Genomic DNA, 24,730 nt, shown 5'->3' with positions numbered 1-24,730 from the left:
AGTATTTCATTATAAGTAAGGAAAATCAAAAAAAGAGTTGTACGAAGATTTTTAGAAAGAAGGGGTACAATGGCGATTAGTGAAGAACAAGTCAAACATGTAGCAAAATTAGCAAAGTTATCTTTTTCAGATGCTGAGCGACATGAATTCACAACGCAATTAGGAAAAATCATCGATATGGTGGAATTACTCGATGAGGTAGACACACAAGGAGTGCCGTTCACTTCAAATGTTGTTGAAACAGTGAATGTTATGCGACCAGATCGCGCGCAAGCCGGTTGGAATCGTGATGAATTATTAAAAAATGTTCCAGAATCAGAAGATGGCTTTATTAAAGTACCGGCAATCATCGAAAATGGGGAGGCTGGTGCATAATGGAAAAACTATATGACAAAACTTTAGAGGAATTACACGCATTGCTTGTTTCAAAAGAAATCACTTCAGTGGATTTGACTAAAGCAATTTTTGATCGGATCAAAGAAACAGAACCGGAAATCGATGCGTTCATCACCACAGTAGAAGAAAAAGCTATGGCCCAAGCAAAAGCGATTGATGAAAAAGGAATTTCAGAAGACAACGTATTGGCAGGAATTCCTATTGGGATCAAAGATAATATTGTTACAAAAGATATTCTGACGACAGCAGCTTCAAAAATCCTGTCAAATTTTGAACCAATCTATGATGCAACTGTCATGGATAAATTGTATCAAGCAGATATGATTCCAGTTGGTAAATTGAATATGGATGAATTTGCGATGGGGGGCAGTACTGAGACCTCTTATTTCAAGAAAACAAAAAATGCATGGGATCATTCTAAAGTTCCTGGCGGTTCTTCAGGTGGTTCGGCTGCAGCTGTTGCGGCCGGTCAAATTCCAGTTTCATTAGGGAGTGACACAGGTGGTTCGATTCGTCAGCCAGCTTCATTCAATGGAATCGTGGGCATGAAGCCGACTTATGGCCGTGTGTCTCGTTTTGGCTTGATTGCTTTTGCTTCCTCATTGGATCAAATCGGACCAATGACCCGTACCGTCAAAGACAATGCCTTGGCACTAAATGCCATCAGTGGTTTTGATGAAAAGGACGGTACATCTTCCGGTATTTCTGTTCCTGATTTTACTGAAGGATTGACGGGAGAAATCAAAGGAATGAAAATTGCTTTGCCAAAAGAATATTTAGGCGAAGGGGTTCAACCCGGCGTGAAGGAAGCAATTTTGAAAGCTGCAGAAACCTTTAAAGAATTAGGGGCAACAGTGGAAGAGGTCAGCTTGCCTCATTCAAAATATGGCGTAGCTGTCTACTACATTATTGCTTCATCAGAAGCAAGTTCAAATCTGCAACGTTTTGATGGAATCCGTTATGGCTTCCGATCTGAAAATGTCAAAAATTTGGAAGATGTTTATGTAAATTCTCGTAGTGAAGGGTTTGGTACCGAAGTAAAACGTCGGATTATGTTGGGGACTTTCTCATTAAGTGCTGGCTATTATGATGCCTACTTCAAAAAAGCCGGTCAAGTTCGGACAATGATCAAACAGGACTTTGAAAAAGTTTTTGCAGATTACGACTTGATTATTGGTCCAGCATCACCGACTGTAGCTTTTGGAATCGGTGAAAACATCAACGATCCAATCACTATGTATATGAGTGATATTTTGACGATTCCTGTAAACTTAGCAGGACTTCCTGGAATGTCAGTTCCAGCAGGTTTCTCGGAGGGCTTACCTGTAGGATTACAAATCATCGGCAAGCACTTTGATGAAGCAACGATGTACAAAGCAGCCTATGCCTTTGAACAAGCAACAGAATTTCACAAGAAAAAACCAGCGATTTTAGGGGGAAATGCGGAATGAATTTTGAAACAGTCATTGGATTAGAAGTCCACGTAGAATTAAAAACCAACTCTAAAATCTTTTCACCGGCACCCGCTCATTTTGGAGCAGAACCAAACAGCAATACCAATGTAATCGACTGGGGATATCCAGGTGTGCTACCGGTTATGAACAAAGCCGCAGTAGAATTTGGAATGAAAGCTGCCCTTGCGTTAAACTGCGAAATTTCAAGAGACACGCATTTTGACCGAAAGAATTATTTTTACCCTGACAATCCCAAAGCATATCAAATTTCACAATTCGATCAACCTATTGGGCATGATGGATGGATTGAAATTGAGGTTGAAGGCAAGAAGAAAAAAATTCGAATTGAACGAGTCCATTTAGAAGAAGATGCCGGAAAAAATATGCATGGTATCGGCGGTTACTCTTATGTTGATTTGAACCGTCAGGGAACACCGTTGATCGAAATCGTTTCTGAAGCAGATATGCGTTCACCAGAAGAAGCTTATGCCTATTTGGAAGCCTTACGTTCCATCATCCAGTTTACGGAAGTTTCCGATGTGAAGATGGAAGAAGGCTCCATGCGCTGTGATGCGAATATTTCTTTACGTCCTTATGGGCAAGAAGAGTTTGGAACAAAAACTGAATTAAAAAATCTGAACTCCATGAGCTTTGTAAAAAAAGGATTAGCATTTGAAGAAGTACGGCAGGCAAAGGTTCTGTTATCTGGTGGAGAAATTCAGCAAGAAACCCGCCGTTTTGACGAAACTACCAATAAAACACTTTTGATGCGTGTGAAAGAAGGGTCAAGTGATTATCGTTACTTCCCAGAACCTGATATTCCGCGATTCGTTATTGATGATGAGTGGATTGCTCGAGTAAAGGCAACCTTGCCTGAATTACCAGCTGCTCGCAGAGTACGTTATGTCAATGAACTTGGTTTGCCAGAATACGATGCAAAAGTACTGACTCTATCAAAAGAAATGTCGGATTTCTTTGAAGAAACATTGAAAGATGGCGCAGATGCCAAGCAAGCCTCCAACTGGTTGATGGGTGAAGTTTCTGCTTATCTAAATAGTGAAAAGCTTGAGTTGGCTGAAACGAAATTGACACCAAGCAATTTGGCGGGGATGATCCAATTGATTGCAGACGGTACCATCAGTTCAAAAATTGCGAAAAAAGTTTTCCGTGAATTAATTACTAACGGTGGCAGTGCCAAAGAAGTGGTGGAAGCAAAAGGATTGATCCAATTGTCAGATCCTGCACAGCTTTTACCGATCATCAATGAAATTTTAGATAAAAACCAACAATCAATTGAAGACTTCAAAAACGGGAAAGATCGTGCCGTTGGTTTCTTAGTAGGGCAGCTTATGAAAGCCACGAAAGGAAAGGCAAATCCGGCAGTTGTAAATAAACTGTTGCAAGAAGAATTAGCAAAACGGTAAGAGGGGCAATCATGAAAAAAGCTAGAGTAATCTATAATCCAACTTCAGGAAAAGAAACCCTTAAAAGAAATCTTGCAGACATTTTAGATGTATTGGAACGTGCTGGCTATGAAGCCAGCGCGTTTGCCACTACACCGGAACCAAATTCCGCAATGTTTGAAGCAAAACGTTCGGGAGAGGCTGGCTTTGATCTTGTGGTGGCAGCTGGAGGAGACGGCACGATCAATGAGGTCGTAAATGGTATCGCACCTTTGGCGAATCGTCCAAAAATGGCAATTATCCCAGCTGGAACAACGAATGATTATGCTCGAGCATTGAAAATTCCAAGAGATAATATTCGTGATGCCGCCGAAGTGATTTTGAAAAATCAGACAATCAAAATGGACATCGGAAAAACGACAGATAATTATTTCATTAACATCGCTGCGGGGGGACATCTGACAGAATTGACCTATGATGTACCTTCTGAATTGAAGAGTACCTTTGGTTATTTGGCTTATCTTGTTAAGGGAGCAGAGTTGCTGCCGCGAGTTAAACCAATCAAGATGCACCTCAAATATGACGATGGAGAATATGATGGAAACGCCTCAATGTTTTTCTTAGGATTAACCAATTCAGTTGGCGGCTTCGAGCAAATCGTTCCTGATGCTACCTTAGATGACGGAAAATTCTCTTTGATTATTGTGAAAACTGCCAATATTTTTGAAATCGTTCATTTAGTGGCACTAATGTTAAATGGTGGCAAGCACGTCAATGACAAACGGCTGATCTATACGAAAACGTCGAAGCTGGTAGTTGAAGCACCAACTTCGGAAGGACGGTTAATGATCAACTTAGACGGGGAATACGGTGGTGATGCACCGATGACCTTCGAAAATCTCCATCAGCATATTGAAATGTTTGCCAATATTGATGAAATACCAGATGATGCGCTAGTTGGTACTGAGGAAGAGGATTACGAAGAAGTCAGCAAAGGATTTATCAAAGAGGTAGAACGGCTGACGGATGAGGATATTGATGGCGACGGCAAAGTTGCTGAAGAAAAAAAGTAAATTAAAGCACTTTACTTTGCACGAAAAGCGTAGTAAAGTGTTTTTCTATTGCATGGTCACAAAAGTCAAAAATTAGGAGTAAATAATGAAAGACTACCCAATCAAAAAAAATGAACAGCATACGGTGGAGATCATCGATTTGACCCATGAAGGTATGGGAATTGCTAAATTTGATCACTATCCTGTATTTATTGAAAATGCATTACCTGGCGAAAAAGTCCGCATCAAAATTTTAAAAGTTGGACCTAAATTTGGCTTTGGAAAAATCAGCGAATGGCTTGAAAAAAGTCCAGATCGTCAAGAAGTTGTCAATGAAGAATTACTTCGTACTGGAATTGCACCTTTAAGCCATCTAAGCTATGAACAACAGCTTTTATTCAAGCAAAAACAAGTGAAAAATCTTCTGCAACGGGTGGCAAAATTGCCGGATGTTCCTGTTTTGGATACGATTGGTATGGCGGTACCTTCCCATTATCGGAACAAAGCACAAATTCCTGTCAAAAAAATTGACGGCAAGCTACAAACAGGTTTTTACCGAAAAAATAGTCATGATCTTGTGCCTATTGAGGATTTCTATATTCAGGATCCAGCAATTGATGCTGCTATCATCACTGTTCGTGAGATTTTGCAACGCTTCAACGTAAAAGCCTATAATGAAGAAGCACATGAAGGTTTCTTACGGCACATCGTTATTCGTCGCGGACATTACTCCCATCAAATGATGGTGGTTTTGGTGACCAAAAAAGAGAAATTCTTTAAAGGAAAAGAAATTGCATCCGTAATCCATGATGAAATTCCTGATGTAGTTTCTGTCATCCAAAATATCAATGAAGAAAAAACCAATGTCATTATGGGAGAAAAGGAAGTTGTTTTGTATGGTCAAGCCTACATTGAAGATCAACTTTTAGGCAATACGTACCGAATTTCAGCGAAATCCTTCTACCAAGTCAATACCCAGCAAACAGAATTGCTGTATCAAACAGCTATTGATTTTGCTGATCTGCAAAAGGATGATATTGTAGTCGATGCTTATTCAGGTATCGGAACTATCGGATTGTCGGTAGCCAAACGAGTAGCCCATGTTTACGGAATGGAAACCATTGAAAGTGCTGTTGCCGATGCAAAATATAATGCTGAAAAAAATGGAATCGACAATGCAACCTATTTAGTCGGAAAAGCAGAAAAAGTTATGCAGCAGTGGGCACGAGAAGATGTGAATCCTACTGTGATTTTCGTTGATCCACCCCGCAAAGGACTAGAACCAAAATTCATTGAAGCTGCCAGTGATGTAGCTCCAGAAAAAATTATTTATATTTCTTGCAACCCGGCAACTCTTGCTCGTGATTTGGCACTTTTTGCTGAAAAAGGCTATGAGACTAAAAAGATTCAGCCAATTGATTTGTTCCCACAAACATATCATGTGGAGTCAGTAAGTTTGCTTACTCGAGTGGAGAAGTAATTGAATTGATAGCTTTTCGAGAGTTTGGATCTTAATCTGAATTCTCGATTTCTTTACTTAGGAGTGCTAACTTCAAGAAAATTTTGAGTTTACGCAACGAGGCTCTCTATCTAAAAGTCATTATTGCCAAGTGTTTTATATTCTGCTATCATGAGATTTTGTGATGTGGATAATGGAACTACTCCATTGATAGAAAATGAAAAGAGAAGCGTCGGTTGAGTAATAAGCCGTGAAGGTGGTGGAACAAATGAATTCAAAAGAAAAAATGTTAGAATTAATCAAGAAGAAACAGGGTGGCGGCAGATCCAAACAGATGGATACCCCGAAAAATGATCGCAAGAATATGCGAAAAGGTCCTAAAATTTTCAATAAATAAAGGTATAAAAACGGCGTACATTTTGTGCGCTATTTTTATACCCTCATCAAAAAAATTACTTCTCAGAAAGCGAGATTTCCAAGTGATCATCTGGTAAATTTGTATCTTGTAGTATCGTATCAAGATAGTTTTTTAAAAAACTAGAGTGTTCAGCAATCAACTGATAGCCTTCCTGTTGTTTTTCTTGCGCAACTTCGGTGTCGGAAAGAAAATCGTTTCCCGTAAAATAGAGATAATTCTTCTCTCCGACAAATGTGGCGCTAGGCTCTAGAACGGTTTTATCAAAAATATCCTGCCCTAGTAATTGCTCATAGGCCATCCGTTCCCCATCAAGAAGAAATAAATCTTTCAAATATTTCTGATGATGAAGCAGATTTTCTGCTGTTTCATGCTGTTCTTTTGCCCAAGTATCGACATCCAACGTTTTTCGATTATAAGTGATTTTTTGTGGTTGGATTGAAAGAATACCGTAGCCGTGGTCGGCAATGGCAAACGAACCGGTGACAATTTCTTTTGTGTCTAGCTGTTGATCGGGATCGGCCATAATATCTTGAACATGAATGTGACCAGAAAAAACAACCGGAACCTTATAGTCTTTTAAAAGTTTCTTTAAGTCGTTGGTATTTTTTAAAACATAGCCTTGATGAACCAGCGCATTATGCTGATAAAGATTGTGGTGCATGAAAACCAAAGAAGTTTGTTTTGCTTCTTTTGCCTGCGCCAGTTGTTGCTTTAGCCACGACAAAGTTTCTTTTGATAGTTCTCCACCGGTTGGAGGAGCAGAGGAGCTGACATCCAACGTATAGATGTTTGAATCCAGAAAGATAAATTGGTAATGAGAATTGACCGAAATGCTATAACTCAAACTATCTGGATCAGTACTGTTTGCTATTTTATAGCCATCCGGAAAAATCTTTTTAAAATCTTCAGGACTGATCTGAGGAATTTTTTCTTGCTCTTCGCCGTGATAAGACCTTGCCCAACCATCGTGGATGTCGTGATTTCCGGGAATACATAAAAGTTTAATACCCTTTTTTTCAAGGGGACGAAACAAGTCTGCCATTTTTTCCGCACTTGCTTTTTCGCCGTTTAACGTGAGGTCACCGGTAATGATGATTCCCTCTGGTTTTTCTTGCCGGGCTTTTTCAATAAAGGCCTGCAAACTTTCTTCTTGGTAGTATAAATCTTTGCCAGCCGCTGTTTTTGTGATGTAAGTAAATTCAGGTCCATCATCGTGCAACTCTGGCGCAATAAAGTGAACATCTGAAAGCACCCAAAAATCAGGAGCCTCTTTTTTCAACCACGAGGTTTTTTTTTCTCCGTGACTTGAAAGAAAGGTTCCAAATGCTACAAGAAGGAGTAGAAACCCGATTGTTGGTACTATCCATTTTTTCATTTTGTCATCTCTTCCCTATAAAATTTCCTATAAACCTAAAAAAAAATGAAGTAAATTGAAAATAAATTGGTATGAACGTTATTTTTAGGTTACACTATAAGTATAACAAATATAGGAGGAGAGCGATGCGAAAAACATTTCAAGAAGTAATTGTTTCAATTTTGCCGATGACGGTCTTGATCACGATCTTGACATTTATTTTTGCACCTTTAGCAAAGGATGATTTAATTACTTTTCTAGTGGGTGCAGGAATCATGATGGTGGGAATGGCGTTCTTTTTATTTGGTGCAGAATATTCGATGTTGCGAGTGGGGGAATTAGTCGGCGAGTATATGATCAAACGACGTAATTTAGCAATTATGCTTAGTCTCGGCTTTGCAATCGGGATCGGAATCACTATTGCAGAACCATCTGTTCAGGTTCTTGCCCAGCAAGTGACGGATATTTCTGAAGGCGCAATCACAAAATTTTTATTAATCGGCGTTGTTAGTATCGGAACGGGGGTCTTTCTAGCTTTTGCCTTGTTGCGAGTAGTATTTAAAATTTCCTATTACAAGTTGATGCTGGTAGGATACATAGCGGTTTTGGCGGCTTCCTTTTTTACACCGCCAGAATTTATGCCGATTGCCTTCGATGCTGGAGGCGTAACGACAGGACCAGTTACTGTACCGTTTATTTTAGCTTTAGCTAGTGGATTGACCAGTATGATCCAACAAGGTAAGGGCGAGGATGACAGCTTTGGTATGGTTGGGATCTCATCACTGGGACCTATTTTAGCAGTAATGTTGTTGGGAGTGATTTTTCAGTGAGTTTACTTCAACAGATTTTTACCGGATTTGACGACATCATTAAGGATGTTTTGATGGCGATTTTTCCAATTATTTTGATTTTTGTATTGATGAATGCGTTTAGCTTCAAACTAAAAAAACAAAAATTTTGGAATATTATGAAAGGCTTTTTACTGACTACATTTGGCTTGATTCTCTTTTTACATGGGGTTGAGATTGCTTATGTACCGGTGGGGCAACATTTAGGTTCTGCACTTGCATCTATGGAGAACAACTACATTCTGATTCCAATCGGATTAGTGATGGGCTTTCTAGTTGGTTTTGCCGAACCTGCGATCCATGTCATGGTTAAGCAAGTGGAAGAAGAAAGTGAGGGAACGATTCAAGGGAAAGTTTTACTAGCAGTCGTTTCTATCGGAATTGGTATTGCAGTTGCTCTTTCTATGTGGCGCTTGTTGGCAGGTTTTAGTCTGTACTATTTCCTGATTCCCGGCTATTTACTGGTTTTTATTTTAGGAAGAAAAGTGGATAAAATGTTTTTAGCAATGGCCTTTGATAACGGGGGCGTTGCCACCGGACCAATGTGTTCTACCTTTATTTTATCGATGGCAGTAGCTATTGCCGCACAAATCGAAGGGCGCAGTCCGATGATTGATGGATTCGGCGTGGTTGCGATGATCGCCTTGACGCCAATCTTATCGACCTTAGCATTAGGCTATATTTATAAACGCAAACAAGAACGTGTTCTAAAACAGCGACAAGCATTACAAGAATCGGAGGAAAGAAGATGAATAGACCCGTTGCATTAAATTTGGAAATGATCGTGACCATCGTTGATAAAGGCGTTGGTTCTGAAGTGATCGGTTACTCAAAGGAGGCTGGCGCAAATGGCGGAACAGTCATCCATGCGAAAGGCTCCGGCGCTCATGACAGCGCCCGCTTTTTCGGAATTGAAATCGAACCGGAAAAGGATATCGTTTTGACACTTGTTCCTGATACATTAACGAATGAAGTGATGCAGGCGATTGGTAGTGGTATACAGATCAGCAAACCAGGAAACGGGATTTGTTTTAGTATCGACATTGATAAAGTGATTGGAATTACAGAAATCAATTCTTATCGTAAAGTTGTCGATATGGAACGATTATTGGACGAGGGGAAACAATAAAAAGAGGACAGAAACAGCTTGATTTCGCTGTTTCTGTCCTTTTTCATTTTGCTTCAACTAATTGCTGTTGCGCATCCAATCGTTTCAGCTCTTTGATCGCTTTGAAATAAGAATAGAGAAGTACAATGACGGAGCCAATCCAAGCAAGAGGAGAAGCTGCAGCAGCACCAGGATATTGGAAATAATGAGTCAGTACGATTGCTGCGAAGGAACGCATAATCAATTCCATCACACCGGCAATCGTTGGGATTTTTGTTTGTCCCAGACCTTGTAAGGTGTAGCGTAAAATAAACAAGATAGCTAAAATCCAGTACATACTAGAAGCAATATTAAAATAAATCTGAGCTAAGTGAAAAACCTCAACTTCGCTGGTATTTACAAATAAACGAACAAATTGCTTTCCGAAGAGGACCACAATGGCACCGGCAACAATACTGAAGCTGCAACTCATAATCAGACACTGTTTTACTCCTGTTAATATACGACCGTATTTTTTCGCTCCGAAGTTTTGTGCGGTGAAGGTTGCCATCGTTACGCCAAATGACATCATTGGCTGGGTAGCAAATTGGTCGATTCGTCCAGCCGCGGCTTGAGCGGCAACCACGTCCGTTCCTAGACTGTTTAAAGCGGATTGAAGGATAACAGCTCCAATAGCGATGATCGACGACTGGAAGGCCATTGGCAGCCCTGCATTCAAATGGACACGAATATTTTTCTTATCGAATTGAAAATCACTTTTTGTTAATTGGAGTAAGGGAATTTTTTTCTTGATATAAATAAAACACATGACACTGGCGGCAATTTGAGCAATAACGGTAGCATAGCCAGCACCTGCAACCCCCATTTTAAAATTAATAATAAAAACTAAATCCAAAACAACATTAATAATCACTGCGAAGATCAGAAAGAAAAGGGGAGTGCGGCTGTCTCCCAATGCACGAACCATGTTTGAAAGCAAATTAAAGGCCATGGAAGCAAACATGCCTCCTAAAATAACGGAAATAAATTCCTGTGCTTGCTCCAAAATTTCTGGAGGAGTCTGCATCACCAAGAGTAATGGGCGCAGAAAAACCAAACTTAAAATTGTTAGAATTGTTGTAACGACTAGGCTGATTACGATGCTGACTGCAAAACTTCTTTTGACTCCGCGATAATCCTGCGCGCCAAAACGTTGAGCCGTAATAATTGACAGCCCGGCAGTCAAACCTTGAGCAAATCCGATAATCAAAAAAGTAATACTCCCAGTGGCTCCAACCGCTGCCAGGGCTTCTTTTCCGATGGTTTGTCCGACGATGATCATATCTACCATATTATAGAATTGCTGAAAAATATTTCCGACGAGCAACGGAATAGTAAAAATAAAAATTAATTTTGCTGGGGTACCCGTGGTCAAGTCTCTCATACTTTATAACCCTCACTTTTTCATTTTCGCAAGTTACATACTATCACAGTTGAATGGAAACACAAGAGTAGAAATCAACAAAAATTCAATCAAAAATTAGGCATTTTGTTAGGGTTTGCAATCATAAAATGTTCAGATAATAAATAGGGAATGACTTTTTTCAGTGAAACTGGGATAATCAATTCAAGAGAGGTGTAGCGAGATGGATGTCGTATTAATTCGTCATGGAGAAAGTGAAGCAAATTTTGAAAATTATTGGACGGGATGGTTAGACGTTCCGTTAACAGAAAAAGGGAAGGTGCAGGCGCAAGAAGCGGGAGAAAAGATTAAGGCTGCTCAGATTGAATTTGATGCTGCTTACACTTCGGTTCTAAAGAGGGCACTGTTGACCTGTCACATCGTTTTGGAAGCAAGTAATCAACTCTGGGTTCCTACCTATAAGACTTGGCGGTTGAATGAACGCCATTATGGTGCATTAGTAGGTGAAAACAAGGATGAAATGGCTGAGCGTTTTGGAAAAGAACAGGTTCAGCGTTGGCGTCGGGATTTTTACGAAATGCCGCCCTTAGCTTCAGAAAATCATTTTGATCGACGGTATAATCATTTAGCCGCTAGAGATATTTCTCATGGGGAAAATCTGCAAATGACGGTTCAGCGGATCATTCCTTTATGGCAAGAAATAGCCCCCCTTCTTCGTTCTGGAAAAAATGTATTGATTGCCGGTCATGGGAATAGTTTGCGGGCACTGGTAAAATATTTGGAGAATATTCCAGAGAATCAAATGGATACGATCGACATTCCTAATGCCCAACCGATTTTGTATCGTTTAGATCCTCAGTTACGCATTATTGAGAAACAATTATTGTAAACTACGAACATTCATGAAAATTCAAAGACGCTTGTTCTGAAATTTTGTGAATAACTAGGCAAAGGTATGGTATACTATTGAAAAAAATTGGAGGATTCGCTGCATGAAAGCTATCTTAACAGTAATCGGCAAAGACAAGGTGGGAATTATCGCCGGTGTCAGCCAAAAATTAGCAGAACTTGAAATCAATATTTTAGATGTAACACAAACTATCATGGAGGAATATTTTACCATGATGATGATGCTGGAAATGGATGCGGCAGCCGATTTTGGGCAGATCAAACAGGAATTGGACCAAGTAGGGGCTGCTCTTGGTGTTAAAATTAGTATTCAAAACGAAGAAATTTTCAATGCAATGCACAAACTATAATTCGGAGGAAAACTATGGAAACAAAACAAGTTTTAGAAACGATCCGAATGGTAGAAGAAGAAAATCTGGACATTCGGACCATCACAATGGGAATTTCTTTACTGGATTGTATTGATGCAAGTACGGAAAAGACCTGTCAGAAAATTTATCAAAAAATTACTGAAAAAGCCAAAAACTTGGTGAAGGTTGGAGAAGATATTTCAACGGAATTCGGTATTCCAATTATTAACAAACGGATATCAGTAACACCAATTGCAATCATTGCTTCCGCAAGCGGCGGGCAGGATTGCGTTCAATTTGCAAAAACATTGGACAAAGCGGCAAAAGCAGTAGGCGTGAACTTTATCGGTGGCTACAGTGCGTTAGTCGAAAAAGGGTACCAAGGTGCAGATCTGCCGCTGATTCATTCCATTCCGGAAGCTTTGGCAGAAACAGAATTTGTTTGTTCTTCTGTCAATATCGGTTCTACACGTGCTGGTATCAACATGGATGCAGTGAAACTAATGGGTGAAACGATTAAAAAAACGGCGGCTGCTTCTGATATGGGCTGTGCAAAGCTGGTAGTTTTTGCCAATGCGGTTGAGGATAATCCTTTTATGGCAGGAGCTTTTCATGGAGTTGGGGAAGCAGATTGCGAGATCAATGTTGGTGTCAGCGGTCCGGGAGTAGTGAAGCGGGCGTTAGAAAAAGTCAAAGGAGAACCTTTTGATGTAGTGGCGGAAACCGTCAAAAAAACAGCTTTCAAAATTACTCGTATGGGACAATTGGTGGGCAGAGTTGCTTCCGAGCGTCTAAATGTTCCGTTTGGAATCGTTGATTTGTCATTGGCCCCAACACCGGCTGTTGGAGATAGCGTTGCGCTGATTTTGGAAGAAATGGGATTAGAGTCAGTTGGAACCCATGGAACGACAGCAGCATTGGCTTTACTGAATGATGCAGTGAAAAAAGGCGGCGTAATGGCTTGTAACCATGTTGGGGGATTATCCGGAGCTTTTATTCCGGTTTCTGAAGATGCGGGAATGATTAAAGCCGTGGAAAACGGGTATTTGAATCTTGAAAAATTAGAAGCGATGACGGCTATCTGTTCGGTTGGTCTGGATATGATTGCTATTCCGGGAGACACACCAGCAGAAACGATTGCTGCAATGATTGCTGATGAAGCAGCTATCGGTGTTATCAATCATAAAACTACCGCTGTTCGAATCATTCCGGCAAAGGATAAAAAAGTTGGTGACCTGGTTGAGTTCGGTGGTCTTTTAGGAACTGCACCGGTAATGAAGACCAATCAAGCAGCTTCTACCGATTTTATACAGCGCGGGGGCAGAATCCCAGCGCCAATTCATTCATTTAAGAATTAGGAGAAAAACATGTTTCATTCATATATTTGGGATTTTGACGGGACGTTATTTGACACGTACCCTATCATGTTAGACGGCTTTATTCAAGCGTTGGCTGATTATCAGATCAACGCAGAACCGAAAAAAATTTATCGTTTACTAAAAGAACACTCATCAAAAGCAGTAGCAGAGACCTACCAGTTGGATTTTGCGGAATTTACTGAACGGTTTCATCAAAAAGAAGCAATGGATCAACGGCAGCCAGTAGTATTTCCAGAAGTTTACGATACCTTGAAGGCGATAATTCAAGCGGGAGGAAAAAATTATATTTTGACCCATCGCACCGTTGCTTCAACAAAAGAACTTTTAGCAAATGCTGGAATGTTGGAATTTTTTGAAGAAATCGTTGGACCTGAATACCAATTTCCAAGAAAACCAGATCCAAGTGCCATCAACTATCTCGTTGAAAAATACCACTTGCCAAGAGAAAGTACTGTTATGGTAGGGGATCGTCCAATGGATATCGATGCAGGAAAAAGTGCCGGGATCAAAACGTGTTTTTACGATATTGACTATTTTTTGTCTGAGATTTCAGCCGACTTTACGATTCATCACATGAGTGAGATTCTTACTTTGAATAAGTAGAACGAAACAACTATCTTTTGGGTAGTTGTTTTTTTTCGCAGAAAACTATTTTTTTAGCGAACTTATTAACGAAGGAGGAAAAATAATGGAAAAACTAAAACTATGTTGGAAAAATTATCGACTTTTTGTATGTTTAGGAAGTATTATTTTGCTCATTCTTTGTGGTGTGGCATTTATCTACTTCCAACGGACCTTTACTACCGAGACAAGTTGGGATTTAGCAGAAGAAAGTCAGGAAAGTTCAGTGTCGTCAGAAACGAGGATAACAGAAAAAACCGAGATTCTTATAGATATCAAAGGAGAGGTGAAAAAGCCAGGTGTCTACTCGTTAGAGCCAAATGCACGCATTCACGAGGCAGTTTTGTTAGCGGGAGGCTTGACAGAGGCAGCAGATGAAAAGGCATTAAATTTAGCCGCCATTTTGGTTGACCAACAAATGATCTATGTTCCAAATAAAGAAGAAACGGAAGTGATAATGCATCCACAAATTCAAGAAGTATCAGCTGCTGATTCGATACAAATCAATATCAATACAGCAACAATTAGTCAACTACAAGAATTATCTGGTATCGGTGAAAAGAAAGCCCAAGCGATCATTGACTATCGGGAAGAAAATGGTCCATTTCCTTCTGTCGAGGATTTGACAGAAGTTTCAGGTATTGGTGAAAAGACGGTTGAAAAATTGAAACCTTCCATTACAATATAAGTAATAACGATGATTAGGAGAGAACGTATGACTTTTGAACGAATCCCTTGGGACCAATATTTTATGGCGCAGGCAGCTTTGCTGTCCTTGCGTAGTACGTGCACACGACTGGAAGTAGGAGCTACTTTAGTGAAAGACCGTCGGATTATTGCAGGCGGATATAACGGGTCTGTTAGTGGAGATGTTCATTGCATTGATGATGGGTGTTCTGTCGTTGATGGTCATTGTATTCGAACGATCCACGCAGAAATGAATGCCATCCTTCAATGTGCAAAATTAGGTGTCTCAACAGAAGGTGCGGAGATTTATGTCACGCATTTTCCTTGTTTGCCTTGTACCAAAGCAATCCTACAAGCAGGCATTAAAACGATTCATTATATGAATGATTATCGAAACAATGAGTATGCTTTAGACTTGATTCAGCAGGTGGGGGCGTCTGTTCATCAAGTTGTCTTGGAACCTAAATATTTCACCAAACTTTCTTTCGGAGAGTTGAGTGAAAAAACCAACCCTTGATTGGACACTGCGCAATCAGCTTATTTTCCCGAGTTTGCTGGTTGCGACTTTTTGCAGTGGATGGCTATTTTCAGCCTATGGGTTCTGTCTTTTTGGCATCTATCTATTTATTTTTCTTTGCTGTAAAAGAAAAATTGCTTTATTACTTTTGGCACTGTTTTGCGGGTTGATCGTTTTAGTTTTGGGAATCAGCAGCTTACCAAAAATGATATCACCCGGAAAAACAGAAATGATCCTTCAAGTAGAACCAGACACTATCCAATTGAAAGAAAATCTTGTAACTTTTGATGGAGAGGATCAACAGAAACGTCGCTTTCGCTGTTCTTATCAACTAAAAAAGCAAACAGACCATGAAATGTGGCAACAGCGAAAAAATTGGCAGGTTCGAATCCGTATCAAAGGAGAAATACAACTGGGGCAACCGCAAAGAAATCAATACGGTTTTGATTATCAACGGTATCTGAAGATTAACGGGTATTCCGGAATTTTAAAAATCCATCGTATCGAGAAAAAGCAGGCAATTTCGAAAGTATTTTCAATCAGAGGTTTACGTGCGGGTTTGATTGATCATATCGAAAAAAGTTTTTCGACAAAGAGCAGTGCCTATGTATCGGCACTGTTGACAGGTTACAAAGACCAGCGCTTTGAGGAATTGACGGAGATTTTTGCGCCAGCTGGAGTGTTGCATCTGTTTAGTATCTCAGGCATGCATGTCTATTTTTTTCTGGGAGGAATCCAGAAGTTAGTTAGAAGGCTTCGTTGGACACCACAGGAAACTTTTCCACTTTTTTGTCTGATTACAATAGTGTTGATTGGCTTGATGGGTGGTGCTCCCGGCGTTTGGCGGGCTGGCTTGTTGTTTCTTTTGAGATTATTCACACAAATGGTTCCGGTAAGACTTTCGGCAATGGATTGTTTTGCTCTCGTGTTACTTGTTTTACTTATTTTGGACCCGGCAGTAGTGGTCAAAACTTCCGGACTGCTTTCTTTGATGATGTCTTGGCTGATTTTGTGTCAACCTAAAGCAAGCGGTTGGTTGAGGCTGCTTATACGTTCCCAATGGCTCTCGCTTTTAGCTGCGCCATTGATTCTCTATCTCTTTTTTGAGTGGCCGTTGATGGGCGGAATTTTGACATTTCTCTTGGCACCGATTTTTCAGTTTATATTATTGCCGACTGCACTTCTTTTGCTTAGCTGGTCCTTTATTGGAAAAATTCCAGCGGTGTTTCTGGCAGGTTTTGACCAGCTGCTTACTTTGGTGGAGACACTATCCGGTTTATTTCCGTGGCTTTGGCGAAGCGGGCAGCCACCATTTATAATTATGTTGTTGGGACTATTTGCAGGGGGCTTTTTTTATCAAAGAAAGAAGTATTGCAAAGCGATTATTTTTTGTTTGCTTCTGCCGACGCTACCTAATTTACTTTCAGTAGAAACAGCAGTGACCTTCGTTGATGTGGGACAAGGAGATGCCATTTTGCTGACTGCACCACTTCAGCGGGAAGTTGTATTGATTGATACCGGTGGGAAGTTGCAGTTTTTTTCTCAGAAAGGACAAAAAAGGAATGCTGACTACACCTTGCTGCCTTTATTAAAAGGAAAAGGAATCCGGAAAATCGATAAACTGCTGTTGACTCATGGAGATACGGATCATATGGGTGATGTACTTGCTTTAGCAAAGCATATTTTTATTGACACGGTTTATTTGACTAATGGGAGTCAACAACACCCAAACATCAAAAAAATGCTGGCTCAATTAGCGCCAAAAACGAAAATAAAATATGTAAAGGCCGGGGATCGAGTGGGTTCTTTTTTTCGATTGGAGGTTTTGCATCCTTTCAAAGAAGGAAAAGGGGAGAATGAAGATTCTATGGTTGTGGCAACAAAAGTCAAAGGGCAACGTTTCTTACTTACCGGAGATTTGGGGAAAGAAGGAGAGAAGCAGGTGCTTCGTCACTATCCTTCCTTGGCAGTGGATGTACTAAAATTAGGACATCATGGCAGTCGCACCTCAACAGATGCTGACTTTTTGAAAAAGGTTGCTCCGAAGCAGGCTATTATTTCATGCGGATTTGATAATCGCTTTGGTCATCCGCACGAAGAAGTTGTGACACTTTTAAAGGAACAAAATATTGAGATTTTGCGAACGGATCAGCAGGGTATGATTAGCTATCGTTGGAAAATTTGGCAAACACAGCCAACAATCTCAAAAATAAAAGAATAGAATTTGAGCTATTGAAATGGTAGGATGATTCTTGAAGGTGGGGAAATAATGAATACTCAAACAGCCTTGCAGGCGATTCGTTCACAGGAACTTCAGCCGCTTTATTTAGTACTGGGAACAGAGAAATATTTGCAGGATCAGATCCGTGATGCTTTTTTGAAGCGTTTGGCGGTAGAGGATGACGATTTGAATTTTGCACAGTTTGATATGGAGAGAGATCCGCTTGATAGTGTTCTCGCTGAAGCAGAGTCGGCGCCATTTTTCGGAGATCAACGACTGATTTTTGTGGAACGTCCGTATTTCTTTACAGCAGAAAAGAAAGCCAACGCTCCTGAACATGATATGGATGCTTTTTTGACCTATTTGAAACAGCCGAATGAAACTTCAGTTGTCGTGTTTTTTGCAGATTATGAAAAATTGGATGAGCGAAAAAAAATAACGAAGCAACTGAAAAAAGCCAGTGAACTAATCGATGTTCACCCCTTAAAAGAACCCGAAGTCCGGCGTTACGTTCAACAGACGATGGAAAATGATGGTCTGAAAATGGATCGTCAAACGATTGATCTTTTTTTACAACTTACGGATCTAGATTTGAGCAAAACGATGCAAGAGTTGGAGAAACTGAAAATTTTTGCTGGGGAGACTCATTTTGTATCTAAGCAGGAACTGCTGCAATTGATTCCAAAAACGTTGGAACATAATATCTTTGATTTGACCGGAAATGTTTTAAGCGGCAATGTTGAGGCGGCGTTGAAGATTTATCAAGATTTGCATTTACAAGGGGAAGAAACCATCAAGATCAATGCGATCCTGATTGGGCAATTACGTTTATTATTACAAACACGAATTTTGATGAAAGCCGGGTACCAACAGGCAAAAATCGCTGAAACTCTTAAGATTCATCCATATCGGGTGAAACTAGCCATGCAGCAAGTTCGCAACTATCAAGAAGAAAATTTAGTGCGTTTACTTGACGAGTTGGTGGAAAATGACTATTTGATCAAAACCGGAAAAGTGGAAAAAGAGTTCGCTTTTCAATTGTTCGTGTTACAGGCAAGTCAAGATACGGTGAAATAGAGCATAACAAAAAAGCCTGAGAAATCAGGCTTTTTTGTTAAACAGTGGAAAACCAACCGTTTGATTATTTTGCGATTTTTTTGCTTAAACGAGATTTGTCGCGATTTGCTTTGTTTTTGTGGATTAATCCTTTTGACTCAGCCATATCGATTGCTTTAACAGCATCTTTGTATAACGCATCTACGTTATCCGCACCAGCTTCAACTGCTTGGTCAAATTTTTTGACAGCAGAACGCATAGCGCTTGATTGAGATGAATTTTTCGCGTTGGCAACTTCGCTTGTACGTACGCGTTTGATTGCAGATTCAATGTTTGGCATGTATTTCACCTCCGAAAAAAAAGTTCTTATACGAAATTTCGTATAAATCAACACTAGTCATTATACCTAAACCTTGAGTTCATTGCAATAAAAGTTGTAAAGAAAATTTACTTAACAGAAGAAATTTATTTTTTTCAGGAAATGAAAAGAATCTTATTATCGGCAAATTACCCATGTTATCAAGAGATTTTACTTTGAATTGGTGTTTTAAACCTGTTTTTTCAAAAAAAACTAAGCAACAATTCTGGATATGTGCTATGATAACAACGGAAAAATTTTTTGGTGGTGTATTATTTGAGTATTGCATTAGTAATAACAGTCACACTCGTTATGGGTGTAATTTTTGTAAACGGTTGGACAGATGCGCCCAACGCAATCGCAACTGCCGTTTCTACGCGTGTTTTAAAACCAAACGTTGCAATTTGGATCGCCGTAGCCATGAATTTTTTGGGTGCGCTCGTGATGACAGCGTTTAACGCGCAGGTTGCAGAAACAATCAGTAACATCGTTTCTTTTGATGCCCAAGGCAATATCGGTGCATCGCAGGTCGCTTTGGCGGCGGCGCTTTTTTCTATCGTTGTATGGTCGGTAGCGGCTTGGTACTTCGGTATTCCAACCAGTGAGTCTCATGCGCTGATTGCCGGATTAACCGGCTCGGCAATGGCTTTAGGTGGTTTGGATGCGGTCAACGGACAAGAATGGCTAAAAGTTCTTATCGGTCTTGTCGTTTCTACTGTGATGGGTTTTGGCGGTGGGTACTTAATTGCCAAACTGATTGCAGTGATTTTCCGAGATGTTCAGCGTCGGGCAGCAAATAAATTTTTCACCATTGGGCAGGCAATTGCAGCTGCCGCAAATGCTTTTTTGCATGGCGCACAAGATGGTCAGAAATTTATGGGGGTTTTTATGCTGGGTCTTTATTATAATAACCTGGTTGAAAAAACCGGCAATGGCTTTGTTATTCCTTTATGGGTGATGGCGTTGTGTTCCTTGACGATGGGCTTTGGTACTTCGGTCGGTGGAATGAAGATCATCAAATCTGTTGGTATGGATATGGTGAAGATTGAAAAATATCAAGGCTTTTCAGCGGATGTTAGTGCAGCAATCTGTCTTTTTCTTGCGTCAGTTTTTGGGATTCCGGTTTCTACAACCCATACAAAAACCACTGCAATCATGGGTGTTGGCGCTTCTCGACGATTATCCAGTGTTGATTGGCGGATCGTAAAGGAAATGATATTTGCCTGGGTAATGACCTTCCCGGGATGTGGATTGATTGCCTACGTCATGGCAAAATTATTTGTAGCAATTTTTTAAGGAGAGAATTCGATGGCACGGAAAAAACAATTTGACTTTTTTGAGGCAATGGAACATTTGGCAGCCAATGCGCATAGCGCCGCAGAGATTCTGCTGAATCTAGTTGGTAACTATTCACCTGACAATTTAGTGTCAGAGTCGGAAAAAATCCATGAGTTGGAACGCGAAGGAGATCGAATCGTTACTGAACTGACCAATGAGCTGTATGATGCATTTATTACACCAATCGATCGCGAAGATATTTTAGTTATTTCTGAACGAATTGATGATATTTTAGATGGAATCAATGGAATGACTTATCTCTTCGAAAACCTAGTAATTACTGAAATGCGAAAAGATACAGATACCTTTGCTGAAATGGTAGCAAAAGCAGCTCAAGGGGTGCATACCGCTACGAAAGAATTTCACAAATTTAAAAATTCAAAAATATTGCGCAAGATGATTGATGAAGTAAATCATACGGAATCTGATGCAGACCGACTTTATTCTGATTTGAAAAAAGAACTGTTTACTGCAGAAATCAATGTGGTGGAAATCATCAAATGGAAAGACATCTACGATCGTTTTGAAGAAATCATCAATGCCAGTGAAGATGCTGTTGATATCATCGACGGAATGGTTATTAAAAATACGTAAACAAAAAAACGAAAAACCTTTGCGGGTTTTTCGTTTTTTTTGTTAAGCAGCAGAATCACTCTTCTGCAAATTGTAAATTTCACACTCCAGACAGGCGGAATCTACGGAGGGGACTTTCGGCATTCTTAGTAGGCGCAAGCCATTTAGAATCACAAGAATCGTACTGCCTTCATGACCGATAACACCCAGTGGTAAATTTAAAATTTGGAAGAAGTTGGACAAAATCAATAACCCGATGACGCCAACTGAAAAGACGATGTTTTGTTTGATTACCCGTTGCAATTTTAAGGCGTGAAGATGCACTTGCTGTAATTTGATAAGCTCATTTTTCATCAATACCATCTCTGCGACATCTACGGCAAGATCCGTTCCTTCTCCCATAGCGATTCCCACTGAGGCGCTAGCAAGAGCAGGTGCATCATTGATACCATCTCCCACCATAGCAATTTCTCCTTGCTGTTTAAGTGCGGTGATGATTTTTGATTTATCATCTGGCAGGCAATCCGCATGAAAGTCATCCAGCGCAATTTTTTTGGCAATGACTTCAGCGGTTCCCTGATGGTCACCGGTAAGCATTACAGTTTGAATGTTTTTCTTTTTAAAATAATTGATAACTTGATGGGCATCAGCCTTGGCGATATCCTGCAGCGCAAAGAAAGCTAATAGCTCGTGGTCCCGTGCGTAGTAAATGATTGTTTTTCCGCTACTGGTGAAATTCTTGAGCATTGTGGTGTGTTCTTCACTCAAAGTTTGTTTGGGGTCATAAGCATGTTTTCCGACTTTCCAAGTTGCCCCTTGAAACTGAGTTTGTAATCCAAAACCTGTGATTTCTTCAATTTCTAGCGCAGCAAATTGAGGATCAATCGTCAGATCGAAGTAATTGATAATCGCATCGGCTAATGGATGAGTAGTTTTTGCTTCCATAGCGACAATTAATTGTCGAATTGTGGGAGAGTCCTGCAAAAAGACTGCATCCGTTACGATTGGTTTTCCTTCTGTCAGGGTACCGGTTTTATCAAAGGCAACTGTTTTTAATTGGGCAAAGCGTTCCAATGCTGCGCCGCCCTTTAGCAAAATGCCGTTTTTAGCACTGCTGGAAATGGCAGCTAAAGTCGCTGGTGTAGCAGAGGCGACTAAGGCACAGGGAGAAGCGACCACTAATAGAACCATTCCGCGGTAAAAGCTTTCTTCCCAACTCCAACCAATCAAATAATGGGGCAGGAGAATCATGAGCGGTACCGTCAGTAACACGATTTTTACATAGGTATTTTCAATTTTTTCAATAAAGGTGGCCGTTTTTGTCGGTTTTTGTTGCGCTTCTTCCACCAGTTTTACGATTTTTGCCATCAAAGTTTCATTGCTTGCTTTGGTAACGGTGACGATTAAAACATTTCCTAAATTCAATGTACCACCGTAGACGTCATCACCGCTTTTTTTCTCAACGGGAATGGATTCACCATTAACGGAGGCTTCATTGATGGCAGAATGTCCTTGCAAGATTTGTCCGTCAATCGGGATTGTTGCTCCCTTTGGTACTAAAACCCGATCATTGATGCTCAAGCTGGAAACAGGAATTTCTTCAGTCGACCCATCTGGCAGGTATTTTTGAGCGGTCGCAGGTTGAAGATTCATTAGGGAAGTGATCTCTTTTCGGCTTTTATTTGTTGTATATTCTTCAAGAAAACCACTTAAACAGAAAATAAAGGTCAGCATGGCTCCTTCAAACCAGTTGCCGATAATACAAGCACCAATTGCTGCTAAAGCCATTAACAGATCCACATTTACCCGTCGGTCATGGAACAACTCTTTCAAGCCTTCGGAGGTTTGTTTCCACCCGCCAAAAAAGATAGCTGTCAGAAATAATAAGGGGGCAATAATTGGAAGAAATAATCCGCTGATTGATCCGGCAATCATAAAAATCAAACAGAACACAGTGGAAAGAAATGCTTGTTTTTCAGTTTTACTCATAGGTTTTCCTCCTCTCAAATTCAGAATAGCATAGAGAAGTTCGTGAAGGATACAAAAAACCATCAATTGAGAACGATAGTAGTTATCACTTATCTTGTAAAAAAAAAAACGGACACAGGGTCCGTTTTTTTTTTTTTACATAGCAATCAACCAATAACCAATCAGAATCACACCTAAGATAATTCGATACCACCCAAATACAGTAAAATCATTTCTCTTGATGTAGCTCAGTAAGAATTTGATGGCAAGAACAGAAACAATAAAGGAAACGATTGTTCCAGTGAGAAGAATAACTACCCCTTGGAACTCAAACACATTGCCATCTTTGATAAATTTAAAAATCTTCAAGGCGCTTGCACCAAACATAACCGGAATTCCCAAAAAGAAGGAAAATTCCGTAGCAACAAAGCGGGAAGCACCAATCAAGATGGCGCCTAAAATCGTTGCTCCTGAGCGAGAGGTACCAGGAATCAAGGATAAAACTTGGAAAAAACCGACAACTGCGGCGGCTTTATAAGTGAACTGGTTCAAATCTGTACATTTTGGTGTTACATTCTTGTTCCGTTGTTCAACAACAATGAAGGCAATCCCATAAACAATCAACATAATAGCTACGGGTAAAAATTTATGAAAGTGAGCATCCAACCAATCATCTGCTGGGATTCCAATAATTGCTGCCGGTACGCAGGCAACCAGAACCTTTGACCATAAAATCCAAGTGTTTTTCTTTTCTAAACTATTTTTGGTCGGAGAAAAAGGGTTAAGCTTATGAAAATAAAGATAAACTACCGCTAAAATGGCACCTAATTGAATTACGACATTGAACATCGACATAAACTCGGCAGTTTCATTTAATTTAATAAATTGATCGGCTAAAATCAAATGACCGGTACTGCTGATCGGCAACCATTCGGTGATTCCTTCAATAATTCCTAAAAGGATAGCTTTTATAAAATTTGTAAAAAACATTTTTTCATTCCTTTCCATTATGAATTCAGTCTTTAGTATACCTTTTCTATACTGGAAAACCAATCGTTTTTTTAGCAAAAAAAGACAGCTGTCTCTGAGAGAAAGCTGTCATTTAGTATTAAGCTAAAAGATCATGAGAAAGTTGTTTTCCTTTTTCAATGTAATCAATGCTGCCAATTTCTGCAATCGTAAATTTTCCATTCTCATACACCAGACGACTGACGCTGCCGTTTAACAGGTTGGCACGGACTGGTTGGGAAGCATCAATTAGATTTAATAAGAAAGCAATCGTCAGCCCGTGGGAGACAACAGCTACTTTTCCGCCGCCTTGCTTTTCGACGCGATGGGCAATGTCTTCAAAGCCGGAATACACTCGCGCTTGCAACTGCTCGTAGGTTTCTGCCCAATTTGCCGTGTCTGCTTCATACACAGCATTGGCGATTTCTTTAAAAGTAGTATGAGTCATAAAGGTTTCGTTATCCCCTTTGAAATCCAATACGCGAGGAATCACTCCCCACATTTCTGCATCATAGCCGCCTTCCAATGAACCAAAACACCATTCACGAATTCGATTGTCAATGGAATAAGGAATTTTTGGTCCATTGATGTGTTCCCCTAGGATGATGCGCATTGTTTCAATCGCTCGACCGCTGTCGCTGGAAACGGCATCCACAAATTCGGTTTCTCGTAAACCTAAAGCCAGATAATGAATTCCTTCTCGTCCACTTTTAGTTAGCGGTGTATCACACCAGCCTTGAACCCGCTGGACGCTGTTGAACATTGTTTTACCATGTCGGATAATATAAAGTTCCGTTTTTGCCATGTTTTTTCCTCCTTGTACCTTAAAATTTTTACAGATGCTAGTTTTT

General features: G+C 40.1%; 25 protein-coding genes. 19 read left to right on the top strand and 6 right to left on the bottom strand.

Annotation, left to right across the window (positions count from 1 at the left end; genetic code table 11):
• Positions 1–69: 69 nt before the first annotated feature.
• From gatC to BAU16_RS13750, 6 genes are all read left to right on the top strand, one after another.
• A complete protein-coding gene (gatC, locus tag BAU16_RS12880; protein ID WP_048602963.1) occupies positions 70–375 on the top strand; it encodes an Asp-tRNA(Asn)/Glu-tRNA(Gln) amidotransferase subunit GatC in 306 nt (101 codons plus the stop codon).
• The gene (gene gatA / locus BAU16_RS12875; protein ID WP_137605449.1) at positions 375–1,847 is read left to right on the top strand and encodes an Asp-tRNA(Asn)/Glu-tRNA(Gln) amidotransferase subunit GatA; all 1,473 of its coding nucleotides are present in this window, start codon (positions 375–377) and stop codon (positions 1,845–1,847) included. The genes gatC and gatA overlap by 1 nt, the downstream gene beginning before the upstream one ends.
• Complete coding sequence (gene gatB / locus BAU16_RS12870) at positions 1,844–3,274, top strand: Asp-tRNA(Asn)/Glu-tRNA(Gln) amidotransferase subunit GatB (RefSeq protein ID WP_048602961.1); 1,431 nt, start codon at positions 1,844–1,846, stop codon at positions 3,272–3,274. Before gatA ends, gatB begins: the two co-directional genes overlap by 4 nt.
• Before the next feature lie 11 nt (positions 3,275–3,285).
• Positions 3,286–4,326, top strand: coding sequence for a diacylglycerol kinase (locus BAU16_RS12865; protein WP_048602960.1), 1,041 nt, complete (start codon positions 3,286–3,288; stop codon positions 4,324–4,326).
• A gap of 85 nt (positions 4,327–4,411) precedes the next feature.
• Positions 4,412–5,785 (top strand): 23S rRNA (uracil(1939)-C(5))-methyltransferase RlmD, encoded by a 1,374-nt coding sequence (gene rlmD, locus BAU16_RS12860; protein ID WP_048602959.1) that lies wholly within the window; start codon positions 4,412–4,414, stop codon positions 5,783–5,785.
• A gap of 247 nt (positions 5,786–6,032) precedes the next feature.
• Positions 6,033–6,161 (top strand): hypothetical protein, encoded by a 129-nt coding sequence (locus BAU16_RS13750; RefSeq protein ID WP_272927848.1) that lies wholly within the window; start codon positions 6,033–6,035, stop codon positions 6,159–6,161.
• A gap of 55 nt (positions 6,162–6,216) precedes the next feature.
• Here the strand turns inward: BAU16_RS13750 and BAU16_RS12855 are convergent, their stop codons facing one another.
• Positions 6,217–7,557: a metallophosphoesterase gene (locus BAU16_RS12855; RefSeq protein ID WP_161527224.1), complete on the bottom strand. Its 1,341-nt coding sequence runs from the start codon at positions 7,555–7,557 to the stop codon at positions 6,217–6,219.
• A 125-nt stretch (positions 7,558–7,682) separates the two neighbouring features.
• Between BAU16_RS12855 and BAU16_RS12850 the strand changes: the two genes are divergently transcribed.
• Genes BAU16_RS12850 through BAU16_RS12840 form a run of 3 tightly spaced genes read left to right on the top strand, consistent with a single transcriptional unit; the run spans position 7,683 to position 9,513 of the window.
• Entirely contained in the window at positions 7,683–8,366 is a 684-nt protein-coding gene (locus tag BAU16_RS12850) for a DUF1538 domain-containing protein (protein ID WP_048602956.1), read from the top strand.
• Positions 8,363–9,136: a DUF1538 domain-containing protein gene (locus BAU16_RS12845; RefSeq protein WP_048602955.1), complete on the top strand. Its 774-nt coding sequence runs from the start codon at positions 8,363–8,365 to the stop codon at positions 9,134–9,136. Before BAU16_RS12850 ends, BAU16_RS12845 begins: the two co-directional genes overlap by 4 nt.
• Complete coding sequence (locus BAU16_RS12840; protein ID WP_048602954.1) at positions 9,133–9,513, top strand: P-II family nitrogen regulator; 381 nt, start codon at positions 9,133–9,135, stop codon at positions 9,511–9,513. Before BAU16_RS12845 ends, BAU16_RS12840 begins: the two co-directional genes overlap by 4 nt.
• Before the next feature lie 43 nt (positions 9,514–9,556).
• Here BAU16_RS12840 and BAU16_RS12835 read toward each other — a convergent pair whose 3' ends face one another.
• Positions 9,557–10,915 carry an MATE family efflux transporter gene (locus BAU16_RS12835; RefSeq protein ID WP_161527223.1) on the bottom strand — a complete coding sequence of 453 codons (1,359 nt, stop codon included), beginning with the start codon at positions 10,913–10,915 and terminating at the stop codon, positions 9,557–9,559.
• A gap of 202 nt (positions 10,916–11,117) precedes the next feature.
• On the opposite strand from BAU16_RS12835, the gene BAU16_RS12830 reads away from it, so the two are divergent.
• The 8 genes from BAU16_RS12830 to holA all read left to right on the top strand — a co-directional run bounded on the left by BAU16_RS12830 (position 11,118) and on the right by holA (position 18,655).
• Positions 11,118–11,783: a 2,3-bisphosphoglycerate-dependent phosphoglycerate mutase gene (locus BAU16_RS12830; RefSeq protein WP_161527222.1), complete on the top strand. Its 666-nt coding sequence runs from the start codon at positions 11,118–11,120 to the stop codon at positions 11,781–11,783.
• A 103-nt stretch (positions 11,784–11,886) separates the two neighbouring features.
• A complete protein-coding gene (locus BAU16_RS12825) occupies positions 11,887–12,153 on the top strand; it encodes an ACT domain-containing protein (RefSeq protein WP_048602951.1) in 267 nt (88 codons plus the stop codon).
• A 14-nt stretch (positions 12,154–12,167) separates the two neighbouring features.
• Complete coding sequence (locus BAU16_RS12820) at positions 12,168–13,511, top strand: PFL family protein (RefSeq protein WP_161527221.1); 1,344 nt, start codon at positions 12,168–12,170, stop codon at positions 13,509–13,511.
• 9 nt (positions 13,512–13,520) lie between these two features.
• Positions 13,521–14,135 carry an HAD-IA family hydrolase gene (locus tag BAU16_RS12815; protein ID WP_048602949.1) on the top strand — a complete coding sequence of 205 codons (615 nt, stop codon included), beginning with the start codon at positions 13,521–13,523 and terminating at the stop codon, positions 14,133–14,135.
• Positions 14,136–14,220: 85 nt separating this feature from the next.
• Positions 14,221–14,841 carry a helix-hairpin-helix domain-containing protein gene (locus tag BAU16_RS12810; RefSeq protein ID WP_161527220.1) on the top strand — a complete coding sequence of 207 codons (621 nt, stop codon included), beginning with the start codon at positions 14,221–14,223 and terminating at the stop codon, positions 14,839–14,841.
• Positions 14,842–14,868: 27 nt separating this feature from the next.
• A complete protein-coding gene (locus BAU16_RS12805) occupies positions 14,869–15,357 on the top strand; it encodes a ComE operon protein 2 (RefSeq protein WP_161527219.1) in 489 nt (162 codons plus the stop codon).
• Entirely contained in the window at positions 15,338–17,578 is a 2,241-nt protein-coding gene (locus BAU16_RS12800) for a DNA internalization-related competence protein ComEC/Rec2 (protein ID WP_161527218.1), read from the top strand. The genes BAU16_RS12805 and BAU16_RS12800 overlap by 20 nt, the downstream gene beginning before the upstream one ends.
• Before the next feature lie 48 nt (positions 17,579–17,626).
• Positions 17,627–18,655 carry a DNA polymerase III subunit delta gene (gene holA / locus BAU16_RS12795; RefSeq protein WP_161527217.1) on the top strand — a complete coding sequence of 343 codons (1,029 nt, stop codon included), beginning with the start codon at positions 17,627–17,629 and terminating at the stop codon, positions 18,653–18,655.
• 64 nt (positions 18,656–18,719) lie between these two features.
• Here the strand turns inward: holA and rpsT are convergent, their stop codons facing one another.
• Positions 18,720–18,974 (bottom strand): 30S ribosomal protein S20, encoded by a 255-nt coding sequence (gene rpsT / locus BAU16_RS12790; RefSeq protein WP_048602944.1) that lies wholly within the window; start codon positions 18,972–18,974, stop codon positions 18,720–18,722.
• Positions 18,975–19,304: 330 nt separating this feature from the next.
• On the opposite strand from rpsT, the gene BAU16_RS12785 reads away from it, so the two are divergent.
• Together BAU16_RS12785 and BAU16_RS12780 are read left to right on the top strand one after the other, a co-directional pair.
• Positions 19,305–20,288, top strand: a complete 984-nt coding sequence (locus BAU16_RS12785) for an inorganic phosphate transporter (RefSeq protein ID WP_161527247.1) — start codon at positions 19,305–19,307, stop codon at positions 20,286–20,288.
• Between the two features lie 12 nt (positions 20,289–20,300).
• On the top strand, positions 20,301–20,924 hold the full coding sequence (locus BAU16_RS12780; protein ID WP_048602942.1) for a DUF47 domain-containing protein: 624 nt from the start codon (positions 20,301–20,303) through the stop codon (positions 20,922–20,924).
• A 42-nt stretch (positions 20,925–20,966) separates the two neighbouring features.
• Here BAU16_RS12780 and BAU16_RS12775 read toward each other — a convergent pair whose 3' ends face one another.
• The 3 genes from BAU16_RS12775 to BAU16_RS12765 all read right to left on the bottom strand — a co-directional run bounded on the left by BAU16_RS12775 (position 20,967) and on the right by BAU16_RS12765 (position 24,684).
• Entirely contained in the window at positions 20,967–22,892 is a 1,926-nt protein-coding gene (locus BAU16_RS12775; RefSeq protein WP_161527216.1) for a heavy metal translocating P-type ATPase, read from the bottom strand.
• A gap of 135 nt (positions 22,893–23,027) precedes the next feature.
• The gene (locus tag BAU16_RS12770; RefSeq protein ID WP_161527215.1) at positions 23,028–23,861 is read right to left on the bottom strand and encodes an undecaprenyl-diphosphate phosphatase; all 834 of its coding nucleotides are present in this window, start codon (positions 23,859–23,861) and stop codon (positions 23,028–23,030) included.
• Positions 23,862–23,979: 118 nt separating this feature from the next.
• Positions 23,980–24,684 carry a histidine phosphatase family protein gene (locus tag BAU16_RS12765; protein ID WP_048602940.1) on the bottom strand — a complete coding sequence of 235 codons (705 nt, stop codon included), beginning with the start codon at positions 24,682–24,684 and terminating at the stop codon, positions 23,980–23,982.
• Between the last annotated feature and the right edge of the window lie 46 nt (positions 24,685–24,730).

Source organism: Enterococcus sp. JM9B (assembly GCF_009933265.1).
Lineage (GTDB): Bacteria > Bacillota > Bacilli > Lactobacillales > Enterococcaceae > Enterococcus_C > Enterococcus_C songbeiensis.
Note: the sequence above shows the minus strand (reverse complement) of the source record. Positions and strands in the feature narration are given on the sequence as shown.